Annotated in this window: 12 protein-coding genes; 7 read left to right on the top strand and 5 right to left on the bottom strand. The window is 72.4% G+C overall.

The window, feature by feature from the left end; genetic code table 11:
* Window positions 1-158: 158 nt before the first annotated feature.
* The 7 genes from ACW9J6_RS15965 to ACW9J6_RS15995 all read left to right on the top strand — a co-directional run bounded on the left by ACW9J6_RS15965 (window position 159) and on the right by ACW9J6_RS15995 (window position 7,521).
* Window positions 159-992, top strand: coding sequence for an IclR family transcriptional regulator (locus ACW9J6_RS15965; protein ID WP_457117468.1), 834 nt, complete (start codon window positions 159-161; stop codon window positions 990-992).
* A complete protein-coding gene (locus tag ACW9J6_RS15970) occupies window positions 989-1,822 on the top strand; it encodes an FAS1-like dehydratase domain-containing protein (protein ID WP_457117469.1) in 834 nt (277 codons plus the stop codon). The genes ACW9J6_RS15965 and ACW9J6_RS15970 overlap by 4 nt, the downstream gene beginning before the upstream one ends.
* Window positions 1,819-3,054, top strand: a complete 1,236-nt coding sequence (locus ACW9J6_RS15975; RefSeq protein ID WP_457117470.1) for a CaiB/BaiF CoA transferase family protein — start codon at window positions 1,819-1,821, stop codon at window positions 3,052-3,054. The genes ACW9J6_RS15970 and ACW9J6_RS15975 overlap by 4 nt, the downstream gene beginning before the upstream one ends.
* A 60-nt stretch (window positions 3,055-3,114) precedes the next feature.
* Window positions 3,115-4,338: an ABC transporter substrate-binding protein gene (locus tag ACW9J6_RS15980; RefSeq protein WP_457117471.1), complete on the top strand. Its 1,224-nt coding sequence runs from the start codon at window positions 3,115-3,117 to the stop codon at window positions 4,336-4,338.
* Between the two features lie 42 nt (window positions 4,339-4,380).
* The gene (locus tag ACW9J6_RS15985) at window positions 4,381-5,442 is read left to right on the top strand and encodes an alcohol dehydrogenase (RefSeq protein ID WP_457117472.1); all 1,062 of its coding nucleotides are present in this window, start codon (window positions 4,381-4,383) and stop codon (window positions 5,440-5,442) included.
* Window positions 5,443-5,719: 277 nt separating this feature from the next.
* Entirely contained in the window at window positions 5,720-6,667 is a 948-nt protein-coding gene (locus tag ACW9J6_RS15990; RefSeq protein ID WP_457117473.1) for a LysR family transcriptional regulator, read from the top strand.
* A 104-nt stretch (window positions 6,668-6,771) separates the two neighbouring features.
* Window positions 6,772-7,521: an HAD-IA family hydrolase gene (locus ACW9J6_RS15995; RefSeq protein WP_457117474.1), complete on the top strand. Its 750-nt coding sequence runs from the start codon at window positions 6,772-6,774 to the stop codon at window positions 7,519-7,521.
* A 492-nt stretch (window positions 7,522-8,013) separates the two neighbouring features.
* Here ACW9J6_RS15995 and ACW9J6_RS16000 read toward each other — a convergent pair whose 3' ends face one another.
* From ACW9J6_RS16000 to ACW9J6_RS16020, 5 genes are all read right to left on the bottom strand, one after another.
* On the bottom strand, window positions 8,014-10,074 hold the full coding sequence (locus ACW9J6_RS16000) for an oxidoreductase (protein WP_457117475.1): 2,061 nt from the start codon (window positions 10,072-10,074) through the stop codon (window positions 8,014-8,016).
* Window positions 10,065-10,955, bottom strand: coding sequence for a pyrroline-5-carboxylate reductase family protein (locus tag ACW9J6_RS16005; protein ID WP_457117476.1), 891 nt, complete (start codon window positions 10,953-10,955; stop codon window positions 10,065-10,067). Before ACW9J6_RS16005 ends, ACW9J6_RS16000 begins: the two co-directional genes overlap by 10 nt.
* Window positions 10,956-11,403: 448 nt before the next feature.
* Window positions 11,404-12,186, bottom strand: coding sequence for an amino acid ABC transporter ATP-binding protein (locus ACW9J6_RS16010; protein WP_457117477.1), 783 nt, complete (start codon window positions 12,184-12,186; stop codon window positions 11,404-11,406).
* Window positions 12,173-13,009: an amino acid ABC transporter permease gene (locus ACW9J6_RS16015; RefSeq protein WP_457117478.1), complete on the bottom strand. Its 837-nt coding sequence runs from the start codon at window positions 13,007-13,009 to the stop codon at window positions 12,173-12,175. Before ACW9J6_RS16015 ends, ACW9J6_RS16010 begins: the two co-directional genes overlap by 14 nt.
* Window positions 13,006-13,752, bottom strand: a complete 747-nt coding sequence (locus ACW9J6_RS16020) for an amino acid ABC transporter permease (RefSeq protein WP_457117479.1) — start codon at window positions 13,750-13,752, stop codon at window positions 13,006-13,008. The genes ACW9J6_RS16015 and ACW9J6_RS16020 overlap by 4 nt, the downstream gene beginning before the upstream one ends.
* Window positions 13,753-13,788 lie beyond the last annotated feature (36 nt).

A 13,788-nucleotide genomic window follows, 5' to 3' on the forward strand; every position in this document is an offset into this window, starting at 1 on the left:
ATTCCACCGCCTGACTGCCATCCTGGTTCCTCCCGCCGCGTCCGAGCCCGTTTCCCGGGCCTCCGGCAAAATGGTGCTTCCATTTCACCCGCTGAACGATATTCTCATCCGTAAACGCACCGGAGTGCAAGGGGCGATCTCGGGCGAGGACGGACGGCATGAGCCAGGCCGGCGAGCGGATCGCGGTGATGGAGGTCGGCCGAGAGGTCGGGGCGGTGACCCAGGCCGTGGCGATCCTGCGGGCCGTGGCGGTCGCGCGGGAGGCGCTCGGGGTCACGGCGATCGCCCGCGCCGCGGGGGTGAGCCCCTCCACCACCCTCAACATCCTGCGCACGCTGGTCGGCGAGGGCTTCGTCACGGTGGCGCCGGACACCAAGACCTACCGGCTCGGTCTCGGGCTCCTCGAAGTGGCGCGCCCGCTCCTCAACCGGTCGGACGTCGAGCTGCTCCAGCCGGGCCTGCAGCAGGTCGCCACGGAGTTCGAGGCGACGGCGAGCGTCTGGCAGGTCGCCCCGGACGACAAGGCGCTGCTCCTCGGGCGGATCGTGCCGGCGAACGGCATCCATATCGAGTTCCGGCTCGCCACCCGCATCCCGGCCTACGCGGGCGCGATCGGCCGGGCGGTGGCGGCGGCCGGCCGCATCCCGCGCGCCACCATCCGGGCGCGCTACGGCGCGATCCGCTGGCACGTGCCGGTGCCCTTCGAGACCTTCCTGGCGGAGGTGGAGGCGAGCGCTGCGCGGGGCTACGCCGTCGATGTCGGGCGGCTGATCCGTGGCGTCACCTCGGTCGCCGCCGCGCTCTGCGACCGGACCGGGCGCCCGCGCCTCGTCGTGGCGGCCCACCTGTTCCAGGGCCAGCTCGCCGAGGAGGGGCTGGACGGGCTCGGCCTCGCCCTCGCGGCGCTGGTGCGCACGGCGCAACCCGCCATGTTCGGCACCGCCGACGCCTCCGTCGCCGAGGCGCCGCCGCGCCGCAGGAGCAGCCGATGAGCCAGGTGGACGCGACGCGCGCGCAGGCGTGGATGGACGACGTCGCCACGCCGGGCTTCCTGCGCCGGATGGCGGCCCTGCTCGACCGCGACGGGCAGGACGAGGCGCGCCGCACCGTGATCCCGCGGGGCTGGCACGTGGGCCTGTTCCCGAACGGCCTGCCGCAATCGGCGCTTCGGCCGGACGGCTACGCCGGGCCGGGCATCGCGCTGCCGGATCTCGGCCTGCCCCGGGTGATGCTGGGCGGGCGGCGGGCCACCTACGCGGGCGACATTCCCGTCGGGGCCACGGTGCGGCGGCACACCACGATCGAGCGCGTGGCGGAGAAGACCGGTCGCAGCGGCCGGATCGCCGTGGTGACGGTCTGCAGCGCTCTCGACATCGACGGGCGGCCGGTGGTGACCGAGCACGAGGATTACGTGCTGCGGGAAGCGGCCACCGACGCTGTGACCGAGGCCGCGCCGCCGGCCCCCGCCCCGGCGCCGCGGCCCGCGCAGGTCGCGCGCACGCTCACGCCGGACGAGACGCTGCTGTTCCGGTTCTGCGCCGTCACCTACAACGCCCACCGCATCCACTACGACGCGCCCTACGCCACGGGCCGCGAGGGCTACCCGGCCCTGGTGGTCAACGGCCCCCTGACCGCCTTCCTGGCGCTCGAACTTGCCCGGGAGGCCGCCGGCCGCGAGCCCGCCGCCTTCGGCTACCGCCTGCTTCACCCGCTCTATTGCGGGCGCCCGATGCACCTGAAGGCGCGCGAGGACGACGGTGCGTGGCGGGTCTGGGCCGAGGACGGGGCCGGGCGGGTCGCCCTCGACGCCACGTTCCGATGAGCGACGCGCCCCCCTCCCCTGCCGGCGGGCTCCTCGCGGGCATCCGGGTCGTCGACCTCACCAGCGTCGTGGTCGGGCCGGCCTGCACCCTGCGCCTCGGCGACTTCGGCGCGGAGGTCATCAAGGTCGAACCGCCCGCCGGCGACATGCTGCGCTGCCTCGGCGGTCCCTCTCCGGGCGGGCGCCACGCCGGCTCCTACCTGCACCTGAACCGGGGCAAGCGCGCGCTCGGCCTCGACCTCAAGGCGCCCGGCGCCCGGGCGGTGCTGGGGCGCCTGATCGCGACGAGCGACGTCCTCGTCGCCAACATGCGCCCGGAGGCGCTGGACCGGCTCGGCCTCGACGCGGGCACCCTGCGGGAGAGGCATCCGCGCCTCGTCCACTGCACGATCACCGGCTTCGGCCCCGGCGGGCCGTATCGCGGGCGCCCGGCCTACGACAGCGTGGTGCAGGGCGTCTCCGGCATCGCCGGGCTGGCCGAGCGCCGCGACGGCCGACCGCTCTACGTGCCGCTGCTGCTGGCCGACCACGTGACCGGCGAGATCGCCGCCTCGGCGATCCTGGCGGCCCTCGTCGCCCGGGAGCGGACCGGGACCGGCGCCACCCTCGAAGTGCCCATGCACGAGACCATGGCGGCCTTCGTGCTCCAGGAGCATCTCGGCCCCCGCAGCTTCGACCCGCCGCTCGGCCCGGCGGGCGACGCCCGCGTGCTCAACCCCGAGAACCGCCCCCTCGCCACGGCCGACGGCTGGATCAGCCTGACCGCCAATTCCGACGCGCAGGTGCACGCCTTCCTGCGGGCGGTCGGGCGGGCGGACCTGATCGAGGATCCGCGGCTGCGCACCGTGGCCGACCGCTTCCGCAACGTCGACCTGTGGTTCCGCGTCCGCGGGGAGGCGCTGGCGAGCCGCACTACCGCCGAGTGGCTCGCGATCTTCGCCGAGGCGGACGTCCCGGCGATGCCCTGCCACACCCTCGACACCCTGGAGCGGGACCCGCACCTCACCGCGGTCGGGCTGCTCGGCACGCAGGCGCACCCGACCGAGGGCCGGGTCCGCACCATCCGGCCGACGATCCTGCAGGACGGCGTGCCCGCGCCCGCGGGGCGCCCGGCGCCGCCGCCCGGCTTCGACACCCGCGGGGTGCTGCGCGACCTCGGCCTCGGCGAGGAGGAGTGCGACGCGCTCATCGCCTCCGGCGCCGCCTTCGCGCCCGGCACCGACACGGGCTGACGCCCCGACCCGACGGCGAACACGCCGCGGGCCGCCCCATCGCACCAGGGAGGAGACCGAATGGCACGGCAGGGATCGGGGAGCCGGGGATGGGCCGGGCGGCTCGCGGCGGCGTGGCTGATGGCGGCGCTCGGCGTTCCGGCGGCGCGCGCCGCCGACGAGGGGCCGGTCCGCATCGGGGTGCTCGTCGACCTGGAGGGCACCTACGCGGATATCGGCGGGATGGGCGCCGTCGAGGCGGTCAGGATGGCGGTCGAGGATGCCGGCGGCAGCGTGCTCGGCAAGCCGATCGAGGTCGTGTTCGCGGGCGGGCAGAACAAGGCGGACGTCTCCGCCACCATCGCCCGGCAATGGTACGATTCGGGCGTCGACGTCATCACCGACCTGCCCTCGTCCGCCATGGCGCTCGCGGTCATCACCCTTGCCAACGAGAAGAAGAAGCTCGCCCTCGTCACCAGCGCCGGCTCGTCCGACATCACCGGCAAGTTCTGCTCGCCCTACGCGGCGCATTGGACCTGGGACACCTACGCGATGGCGAAGGGCACCGGCGCCAGCGTGGTCAAGCAGGGCGGCACCGACTGGACATTCCTGACCGCCGACTACACGTTCGGGCAGGCGCTCGAGCGCGACACCGCCGCGGTCGTCGAGGCGAGCGGCGGGCGCGTGCTCGGCACGGTGCGCCACCCCCTCAACACGCACGATTTCTCGTCCTTCCTGCTCCAGGCCCAGAGTTCGAAGGCCCGCATCCTGGGGCTCGCCAACGGCGGCACCGACACGATCAACGCGATCAAGCAGGCTCGGGAGTTCGGCCTCACCGACAGCATGCAGCTCGTGGCCCTCATCGCCTTCCTGAGCGACGTGCACAGCCTCGGGCTCAAGGTGGCGCAGGGCCTCCTGCTGACGGAGGCCTTCTACTGGGATCAGGACGAGGAGACCCGGGCGTGGTCGCGCCGCTTCTTCGCCCGGATGAAGCGCATGCCGAGCATGACCCAGGCCGGCGCCTACAGCGGCACGCTGCACTACCTCAAGGCCGTGAAGGCGGTCGGGAGCAAGGATCCGGACGCCGTGATGGCGCAGATGCGCCGCACGCCGATCGAGGACTTCATGACCCACGGCGGCACCCTGCGCGCGGACGGCAGGGTGGTGCGGGACATGTACCTGTTCCAGGCCAAGACACCGGCGGAATCCACCGGCGGGTGGGATCTCTACAAGCTCGTGCGCCGCATCCCCGGCGCCGAGGCTTTCCGCCCGCTGAGCGAGGGCGGCTGCCCGCTCGTGCGCTGACGCCCGGCCCCATCCCCACCCACACCTTCGAGGAGACCGCTCATGAGACGCTTCGCCGTGACGCAGTTCGGCCGCCCCCTCTGCGCGCTGGTGGAGGAGGACCCCGTGCCGCGGGGCACCGAGGTGGTGCTCGACCTGCAGCGCTGCGGCGTCTGCCACAGCGATCTCCACCTGCGCGAGGGCTCCTACGACCTCGGGGGCGGCAAGCGCCTGACGCTCGGCGACCGCGGGGTGGCGCTGCCGGTCACGCTCGGCCACGAGATCCTCGGGCGCGTCGCGGCGGTGGGGCCGGAGGCGGGCGCGGCGGCCGGCCCGATCGGCCGCAGCGTGCTGGCCTATCCGTGGATCGGTTGCGGCACCTGCCACCGCTGCCAGGCGGACGAGGAGAATCTCTGCGCGGCGCCGCGCTTCCTCGGCGTGCACCGGCCCGGGGGCTACGCCGAGAAGGTCGTGGTGCCCCATCCCCGCTACCTGATCGACGTGGAGGGTCTTGATCCCTCGGCCGCGGCGACGCTCGCCTGCTCGGGACTCACCACCTACTCGGCCCTGCGCAAGGTCGGGGGCGAGCCCACCCGGGACTGGCTCCTGCTCGTCGGCGCGGGCGGGCTCGGGCAGAGTGCGCTGCGCCTCGCCCGGGCGCTCGGTCACGCGCAGATCGCGGTCGCCGACACGGCCCCGGCCAAGCGCGAGCGAGCGCTGGCGCTCGGCGCCGACCGCGTTCTCGACCCGGCCGATCCGGGCGCGCTGGCCGAGCTCCAGGGCCTCGAAGCCGGGCTCGCGGCGGCGATCGACTTCGTCGGCACCGCCGAGACGGCGCGCTTCGCCCTCGACGGTCTGCGCCGGGGCGGCCGCTACATCGTGGTCGGCATGTTCGGCGGCGAGATCACCGTCTCGCTGCCGCTCCTGCCGATCCGCGCCCTCACGCTGACGGGCTCCTACGTCGGCAATCTCGGCGAGCTGCGCGACCTCGTCGCCCTGGTTCGGGAGCGCGGGCTCACCCTCGTCGAGACGCAGACCGTGCCCCTCGACCAGGCGGAGGCCGCCCTGCAGCGGCTCGAAGCCGGCGCGGTGCCCGGGCGGATCGTCCTCGCGCACGCGGAGTGAGCCCCGCATCCGCGGCGGGTCGCGATCCCTCGCCGCGGGCCTTAGCGACGCGGCGGCGAGGCCGGGATCGCGCCCCGGTCTCGACCCGTCGCCCGGGATCGAGCCGGCACCCAATCCTCGCACCCGGTCCCGGGCAAGGCCGCGACTTCACCCTGTCGACGACGGGCAACAACCCGTATTGGGGGCCGTCGCCCTGCACGATCCGTTGCCGGAGCCGTGATGGCCGCGACCTCGTGCCGGACCGCCGCGACGGGCGGCCCCCGAAGGACGCTCGTGGATGCCCCCTCTGCGCCGGATGCTGCCCTCCAGCCACGCCCTGTTCGTGTTCGAGGCCGTGGCGCGCCACGCCAGCTTCACGCGGGCCGCCGCAGAGCTGAACGTGACCCAGCCGGCGGTCAGCAAGGCGATCACGCAGCTCGAACGCCATCTCGGCGTGCGGCTCCTCGACCGCTCCAGCGACGGCATCGCGCTCACCGAGGATGGCGGCCTGCTCTTTCGGCGCGTTGCGGACGGGTTCCAGGGCATCGAGGGCGCCCTGCGCGAGATCGACATCCGGCGCACAGGCACCGACACCGTCACGCTGTCGCTCTCGTCCGCCTTCGCCACCCACTGGCTGATGCCGCGCATCGACACCCTCCAGGAGGCCTTCCCGGCGGTCGACTTCCGGTTCCAGCTGATCCCCGGCGCGCTCGGTGGTCCCGTGGACAGCGTCGACCTCGGCATGCGCTATGGGGAGGGACCAGACCTCGACCACGAGGCCCTGTTCCTGATGAACGAGGTGATGCTTCCGGTCTGCAGCCCGGCCTACCTCGCCGGCAGCACGGCCAGCGGCGGCCGCACCACCATGGTCAACCTCACGGCGACCGCCCCGGGCCGCACCCGCGAGGTCGATCCCGGGCCGGGCTGGACCGGCACCCGCGCGTCCCTCAACTTCTCGGACTATGCGGTGGTGGTCCAGGCTGCGCTGATCGGACAGGGCGTGGCGCTCGGCTGGCTGAACGTCGTGTCGCACTGGCTGGCCACCGGCGACCTCGTGCCGGCGAGCGAGCGTCTCACCCGCACCACCCGCGTCTGCCACCTCGTGCACCTGCGCGCGCGGCCCCTGCGCCGCTCGGTCGCGGCCGTCCGCGACTGGATCGTCGCGGAGATGCGCTCCGACGTGGCGAAGGTCGCGGAGCGCTATCCGGACCTCGACATCGAGACGGCCTGCTTCGGCAGCCCATAACCTGTGGTTATGCGGGCGGGCATTTTCCGACGTTGAACGGACGTGCGGGTTCTGTGAGCCTGGGTGAGCGGCCCTGACGGTCCCCCGCCGCGACCGCCCGCATCATGAGCGCGAAAGGAACGCCCGTGCCCGCGTCACTCGACAGCTTCAAGGTTCTCACCTTCGACGTCGTCGGCACCCTGATCGACTTCGAGAAGGGGATCCTCGATCACCTGCGCGCGGTCTCCGGCCGCAGCCCGCAGGAGCTCAGCGACGAGCGCATCTTCGAGGTCTACCTGCGAGGACGCGAATTGTACCATGAGCGGTCGAGCGAGGTCTTCGGCGACGTCTATCGCCACCTCGCCCGGGAACTGGATTTCCCCGCGGGCGACGCGGCGGCGGACGCGTTCCAGCTCTCCGTGCTGCGCTGGCCGGCCTTCGCGGATTCGGCGGCCGCCCTCAGGCGCCTGCGCCGTCATTACCGGCTCGTCGCGATGACCAACGCCGACCGGTCCGCGTTCTCGTTCTACGCGCAGACCCTCGGGACGCCGTTCCACGACAGCGTCACCTACGACGACACCGACGTGGCCAAGCCCGACCCGCAATTCTTCGCCTTCAACCGCGGCCGCCAATCCGCCCACGGCTTCAAGCAGAGCGACATACTTCACGTGGCCCAGAGCCAGTATCACGACATCGGCGTCGCCCGGGACCTCGGCTACACGGTGTGCTGGATCGAGCGCCGCCAGGGGCTGGACGGCTTCGGCGGCACGCCGACGCCGCCCCGCATGACGGCGCCCGATTACCACTTCCCGACCTTGGAGAAGCTCGCGGACGCCGCCGACGCGGCCTTCGCGGCGGCCAGTCGCGCCGCCTGACGGACCGCGCCGGCGGGGTGGGGCGGGGCGGGGCCAGCATCGCTGAAGGACAGTGGATGTCCGCGCCCACCTCCACCCTTTTCCGGACGAGAGCAGCGCCAGCGGAACGAGATTCGGAAACCAGCGCAAGACTCCGCGAAGCGACCGCTTTTCAGCACCGTTACTGGCATTCGGAGCCGCTTCGCGGCGATCCCTGTGCTGGTTTCCGGATCTCCTTCCGCTGACGCTGCAGTCGTCCGGAAAAGCGGGGATGTCGGAGTGAGCGATCGCCGATGGACCCGACGCGGGCGCGACCGCTCTCGACCAGGCAGACGCGGACTGCCTCACCCGCATGGCTCATACCAACGGCCCAGGATGCTGACGCATCGGTTCGATCTCGGGCAGGCCCGAGATCGACGGGGCCGTTGATCATCTCGAATTTTCGGTGCCGAGCGAGAGGCTTGGCGAAACTTCGAGAGCGGAACCAACGGTCATGTCCAATGACCGCTGGTGTCAGAACGCCCGGCAGAGGCGCAGCGCGTCGAGCACCGCCGCGTGCACGTTGCGGCTGGCGACCGCGTCCCCGACCCGATGCAGCTCGATGCGCGCCTCGGGGCGCCAGGTCAGCGGCTGCGGGGCGCCGGCGAGGAGCGCGTCGAGGTCGGTGACGCCGTCATTGGCCGCGTGGGGGCGCAGCGCGTGGTAAAGGTCGTCCGCGGGCCGCGTGCCGTGCTCCACCAGAACCTGGTCGGCCGTGCGCTCGGTGAGCTGCTCGGAGGCGAGGTTGCGGAAGGTCGCGACGAGGCGGTTGCCGCGCCGCTCGACCTTGACGATCTCGTGGTCGAAGGTCGTCGGCACGCCGAGTTCGTAGATCCGCTTCTTCCAGATGATGCGCTCGGCGTAGGTCAGCTCCTGGGCGAGCTGGGCGTCGATCGACACGACCTGCACCTTGCGGCCCTCCTGCGCGGCGGCTTCCGCCGCCTGGGGCGCCGGGTGGCGGCCGGTGCCGTCGTAGACCAGGACCTCCCCGGCCAGCGGCAGGCTGCCGCCGATCGCGTCCCAGACGCTGCCGCAATGCTCGGCGCCGGGGATCCAGTCGATGTCCGGCACGCCGCCGGTGGCCACCACGACCGCGTCCGGCTCTTCCGCGAGCACGTCCTCGGCCTCGGCGTAGCGGTTGACCTCGACCCGGACGCCGAGGCGCCGGATCTCCTCGACGCGCCAGTCGACGATGCCGATCACGTCGCGCCGCCAGCTCGCGCGCTGGCTCAGCAGGAGCTGGCCCCCGAGCTTGGCCCCGGCCTCCAGCAGCACGACCGCGTGCCCGCGCAGGGCCGCGACCCGGGCCGCCTCCAGGCCGGCGGGGCCGCCCCCCACCACCACGACCTTGCGGCCGGGCCGGTCGGAGCGGGCGATCTCGTGGGGGAGCTGCCCCTCCCGCCCGGTGGAGGGGTTGTGGAGGCAGTGCGGGCGGTGGGGCGACTGGCAGTGGGTCGCGCCCACGCAGGGCCGCACCCGCTCCTCCTCCCCGGCCGCAATCTTGCGCACGATGTGGGGGTCGGCGATGTGGGCGCGGGTCATCGCCACCATGTCGAGGAGCCCCTCGCGGATCGCGTGGCGCGCCGTCGCGATGTCGGAGATCCGGGCCGCGTGGAACACCGGCAGCCCGACCTCCCGCTTGAAGGCGCCGACCTGCCGCAGCCAGGGCGCGATCGGCGAGGCCATGCCGGGCATGTTGTCGACCGCGAGCGCCCGCTCGGTGTCCATGCGGCCGACGATGGCGTTGAAGAAGTCGAGCATGCCGGTGCGCTCGAAGATGTGCGCGACCTTGATCGCGTCGCCCATCGACAGGCCGGACTCGCCCTCGTCGACGACGTAGCGCATGCCCACCACGTAATCGTCGCCGACCTCCCGGCGGATCGCCTCGAACACCTCCAGCCCGAAGCGGCAGCGGTTCTCCAGGGAGCCGCCGTAGCGGTCCGTCCGCCGGTTCGTCGAGGGGGAGAGGAACTGGCCGATGAGGTGGCCGCCCGCCAGGGTCTCGACGCCGTCGAGGCCGCCCTCCCGGCAGCGCCGCACCGCGGCCGCGTAGGCCTTCACCACCCGGCGGATGTCGTGCTCGTCCATCTCCTTGGGGAAGGAGCGGTGCAGCGTCTCGCGGATCGCCGAGGGGCCGATGGTCGGCAGCCATTGGTCGCCGTAGGGCTCGCCGCGGCGGCCCAGATGGGTGATCTGCACCATCAGCGCCGCGCCCTCCGCGTGCATGCGCGCCGAGAATTGCTGCAGCCAGGGGATGATCTCGTCGGTGCCGACGTTGAGCTGGCGGAAGATGTTGGGGCTGTCCGGCGCCACGTTCGAGGAGCCGCCGAACATGCTGAGGCCGATGCCGCCCTTCGCCTTCTCCAGGTGGTAGAGCTGGTAGCGCTCCTTGGGCATGCCGCCCTCCTCCAGCCCGGCGGCGTGGCTGGTGCTCATGACCCGGTTGCGCAGGACCAGGCTCTTGATCCGCAGCGGCTGGAGCAGGGGATCGCGGGCGCTCGCGGGGGACGGGGTGGTCGCTCGGGCTAGGGCCATGGGGAGTCTCCGGAGACGGTGTGGGACGAGGCGGGCGCGAGAGCGGGCGGCGGTCGCTCCACCGGGGAAAGGCCCAGCAGCGCCGCCTCCCGCAGGAACGTCGCCTCGACGATTCCCGCGCAGAGGGCGGGGGCGGTGAGCGCCGTGATCGCCGCCTCGGTGGTGCCGCCGGGCGTGGCCGTGTGGGCGACGACGTCCTCGAAGGTCGCGCCCTCGTCGAGCAGGACCGCCAGGGCGGCGACGGATTCCGCCAGCATGGCCCGCAGCTCCGCGGGCCCGAAGCGCCGCGCCCGGGCGGCGTTGGCCTCCAGGAAGGCCGCGCAGAAGGCGGCCAGGATCGCGGGCGCCGATCCGGCGAGGTTCGAGGCGACGCGCCCGTCCGCCGGATCGGTGAGGATCGGCCGGCAGAAGCGTCCGAACAGCGCGCGGACGCGCGCGACCTCCGCGGGCCCGGCGCCCGGACCCGGGGTGACGAGGGCGACGCCCCGTCCGGCGGCGAGCGCGGGCGACGGCACCACCTTGACGATCGGGCGGGCGCAGAGGCGGCCGAGGTCGGCGAGCGGCACCGCGTTGGTGACGCTGACCAGGATCGCGCCCTGCCGCAGGTGCGGTGCGAGCGCCGCGACACCGTCGCGGTAGGCCTCCGGGGGCAGGCACGGCACCACGATGTCGGCCTCCGCGGCGAGGCGCGCGGCGTTGCGGGCGGCGACGCCCGGCCGGGATGCGGCCGCGGCGGCCCGGGCCGGATCGCGGCTGGCCACGAGCACCCGCGCCTCCGGCGCGAAGCGGCGCAGGGCCGTGAGCAGCACGGTCCCGATCCGGCCGAGCCCGATCAGGCCGATCGTCGGCGCGGGATCGGAGGGCGGGCTGTGGGACGTCATGGATCGGACCTCACCGGGATCGAGCCTCCCTCGTGGCGGGCCGCGGGGCGGGGTGCCGCTCCGGGGCGATCGGGCATGGGGCAGCGCTCCGCCCGCCGGCGTGGGGTGAGCACGCGGGGCGCCGCCATCTCGAACAAGCCTGGACGCCCGCAAAGACGGCGCGGCTGCGCCCTAACGACATCCCTTGTCCGGGCGCATGCAGCGCCAGCGGAAAGCGACCCGGAAACCCGCGCAGGACTCCGCGAAGCGGCGGCTTTCAGCAACGGTGCCGGAATTCTGAGCCGCTACGCGGCGAGTCCTCGTGCTGGTTCCCGGATCTCCTTCCGCTGTCGCTTCAGTCGTCCGGGAAAGGGGAGCCTGTTTTCACCTCGACGCCTCATTTCGACATCTGCCGACGTCAGTTTTAATGTCGGAATTGCATGGCTGTTCATCGCCTATTTATGACCCATCAGAGGATCTGGCTCAGGAACTGCCGGGTGCGCGGATCCTTGGCGTCCCGGAAGATCTGGTCGGGCGGCCCGTCCTCGACGATCACGCCGCCATCCGTGAAGTAGACGTGGTGGGCGACCTCGCGCGCGAAGCCCATCTCGTGGGTCACCAGGATGCAGGTCATGCCGTCGGCGGCCAGTTCCCGGATGGTCGCCAGCACCTCCTTCACCGTCTCCGGGTCGAGCGCCGCCGTGACCTCGTCGAACAGCATCACCTCGGGCCGCATCGCGAGGCTGCGGGCGATGGCCACGCGCTGCTGCTGCCCGCCCGAGAGCCGCCCCGGATAGGCGTTCTCCTTGCCGGTGAGGCGCACCTTGGCGATCAGCCGCCGCGCCCGCTCCTCCACCTCCGCCCGAGGCTCGCGCAGCACCTTGAGCGGCGCCATCATGACGTTCTCCAGCACCGTCTTGTGCGGGAACAGGTTGTACTGCTGGAAGACGATCCCGACCTTCCGGCGCAGAGCGAGCTTGTCGAGCTTCGGGTCGTTGACCTCCTGCCCGTCGACGGTGATCGAGCCGCCCTGGATGGCGCTCAACCCGTTGATGCAGCGGATCAGGGTCGACTTGCCGGAGCCCGAGGGCCCGATGATGCACACGACCTCGCCCCGGCCGACGTCGAGGCTGATGCCCTTCAGAACCTCGAAGGCGCCGTAGGACTTGCGGACGTTGCGCAGCGAGACGAGGGCGCGGGGGCCGGCGCCGGCCGGGGTCTCGTCCGCGGCGGATGCTTCAGCCAACAGCATAGCGGCGCTCCAGCACGCGCGTGTAAAGCGCAATCGGGTAGATGTAGACGAAGAACAGGCAGAGCAGGAACAAGTAGAACGGCAGCAGAAGCTCCGGACGCGCGCCGGCCGCCTCCATGCTCGCCTGGGCGTTCGCCACCGCCTCGTGCACGCTGAAGATCGAGGCCATCGGCGTCGACAGCGTCAGCATCGCGTACCAGTTCATCCAGGGCGGGATGCAGCGGCGGACGCATTGGGGCAGGATGACGTAGCGCAGGGTCTGCGACCGGGTGAAGGCGAGCCCCTCGGCCGATTCCCATTGTCCGGTCGGGATCGACTGCACCGCCCCGCGCAGGATCTCGCTGATGTTGCCCATGACCGGCAGCGCGAATGCCAGGGTGGCCTTGCTCCAGTCGGGAACCGGGATCTGCCCGCCGCCCGGCAGCCGGACCGCGAGCGGCATGAAGTAGGTCACCAGGAACAGGATCACCAGCCAGGGCGAGTTGCACAGCAGGTGCGTGACGAACCGGGCCGGCAGCCGGACGAGGGCCGCCTCGCTGATCTGCAGGAGGCCGAGGCCGATCCCCAGCACCGTCGCGAGCGCCATGGAGAGGATGCTCATGGCGAGGTTGAGCGCGAAGCCCTGCAGGATGAACGGGGCGTACGCGATGAGCGTCGCCAGCGCCTTCGAGGGCGCGCCGAGGGCGGCAGAGCGCGCGGTGGCCGCCGCGAGCGAGACCGCCAGCGCCAGGAGCACGGCCACGACGTGCCACGCCCGCAGCCCCCGCAGGACCTGGCCCTCGCGCAGGCGCGCCATGCTGATCTGGAAGGCCGGCTGCCTCATCGGCCGTATCCCGGAAGCACGAGCCGGCGCTCGACCGCGTGCAGGCCGGCCGCCAGCAGCGTCACGACGAGGATGTAGAACCCGAACAGGACCAGCATCATCTCGGACGTATTCAGGTTGTCGGACCAGACCTGGTTCAGCACGTAGGTCATCTCCGGCACCGTGATGATGTAGGCGAGCGACGTGGTCTTGGCCAAGCTCACCAGGTTGTTGGTCAGCGCGGGCAGACTGATGCGGAAGGCGAGCGGCAGCGTGATCGAGAGGTAGGTCTGAAGGCGCGAGAAGCAGAGGCTCTCGGCCGCCTCCAGGGTCGCGTCGGGCACCGCCTCGATGCCCGCCCGGAAGATCTCGACGTTGAAGGCGCCGCCGAAGATGCCGAGCGCGATCACCGCCCAGGCGAAGGACGAGATCAGCGGCTGCGAATAGCCGCCCATGTCGATGGCGGGCGTGAAGGCGCCGAGGCCGAAGTAGAAGAACAGGAGCTGGATCATCGGCGGGGTGTTGCGGAACGCCTGGATGTAGGCGTCGACGGCCCAGCGCAGCGCCCGCGACCGGGCGCCCTGGGCCCAGGCCCCGAGCACGCCGATCACCAGGGACAGGGCCAGCGACCCGGCGATCAGCTGCAGGGTCGTCGACGCGCCCGCGATGAACCGGCCGTACTCGTACGGATCGTAGAAGATGGTGAAGTTCCACCCCGTCCGATCGTACAGACTGCGGAAGAACGGCCCGATCAGATCCAGCATTCCGACACCTCAGCGCTCGACGCAAACCCGCGGGAG

The sequence above is a fragment of the Methylobacterium sp. JK268 genome, from assembly GCF_054052225.1.

Excerpts from the sequence above, each read along its gene's own strand:
- ACW9J6_RS15965 (WP_457117468.1), top strand. The coding sequence starts at position 159 with ATGAGCCAGGCCGGCGAGCGGATCGCGGTGATGGAGGTCGGCCGAGAG.
- ACW9J6_RS15970 (WP_457117469.1), top strand. The coding sequence starts at position 989 with ATGAGCCAGGTGGACGCGACGCGCGCGCAGGCGTGGATGGACGACGTC.
- ACW9J6_RS15975 (WP_457117470.1), top strand. The coding sequence starts at position 1,819 with ATGAGCGACGCGCCCCCCTCCCCTGCCGGCGGGCTCCTCGCGGGCATC.
- ACW9J6_RS15980 (WP_457117471.1), top strand. The coding sequence starts at position 3,115 with ATGGCACGGCAGGGATCGGGGAGCCGGGGATGGGCCGGGCGGCTCGCG.
- ACW9J6_RS15985 (WP_457117472.1), top strand. The coding sequence starts at position 4,381 with ATGAGACGCTTCGCCGTGACGCAGTTCGGCCGCCCCCTCTGCGCGCTG.
- ACW9J6_RS15990 (WP_457117473.1), top strand. The coding sequence starts at position 5,720 with ATGCCCCCTCTGCGCCGGATGCTGCCCTCCAGCCACGCCCTGTTCGTG.
- ACW9J6_RS15995 (WP_457117474.1), top strand. The coding sequence starts at position 6,772 with ATGAGCGCGAAAGGAACGCCCGTGCCCGCGTCACTCGACAGCTTCAAG.
- ACW9J6_RS16000 (WP_457117475.1), bottom strand. The coding sequence starts at position 10,074 with ATGGCCCTAGCCCGAGCGACCACCCCGTCCCCCGCGAGCGCCCGCGAT.
- ACW9J6_RS16005 (WP_457117476.1), bottom strand. The coding sequence starts at position 10,955 with ATGACGTCCCACAGCCCGCCCTCCGATCCCGCGCCGACGATCGGCCTG.
- ACW9J6_RS16010 (WP_457117477.1), bottom strand. The coding sequence starts at position 12,186 with ATGCTGTTGGCTGAAGCATCCGCCGCGGACGAGACCCCGGCCGGCGCC.
- ACW9J6_RS16015 (WP_457117478.1), bottom strand. The coding sequence starts at position 13,009 with ATGAGGCAGCCGGCCTTCCAGATCAGCATGGCGCGCCTGCGCGAGGGC.
- ACW9J6_RS16020 (WP_457117479.1), bottom strand. The coding sequence starts at position 13,752 with ATGCTGGATCTGATCGGGCCGTTCTTCCGCAGTCTGTACGATCGGACG.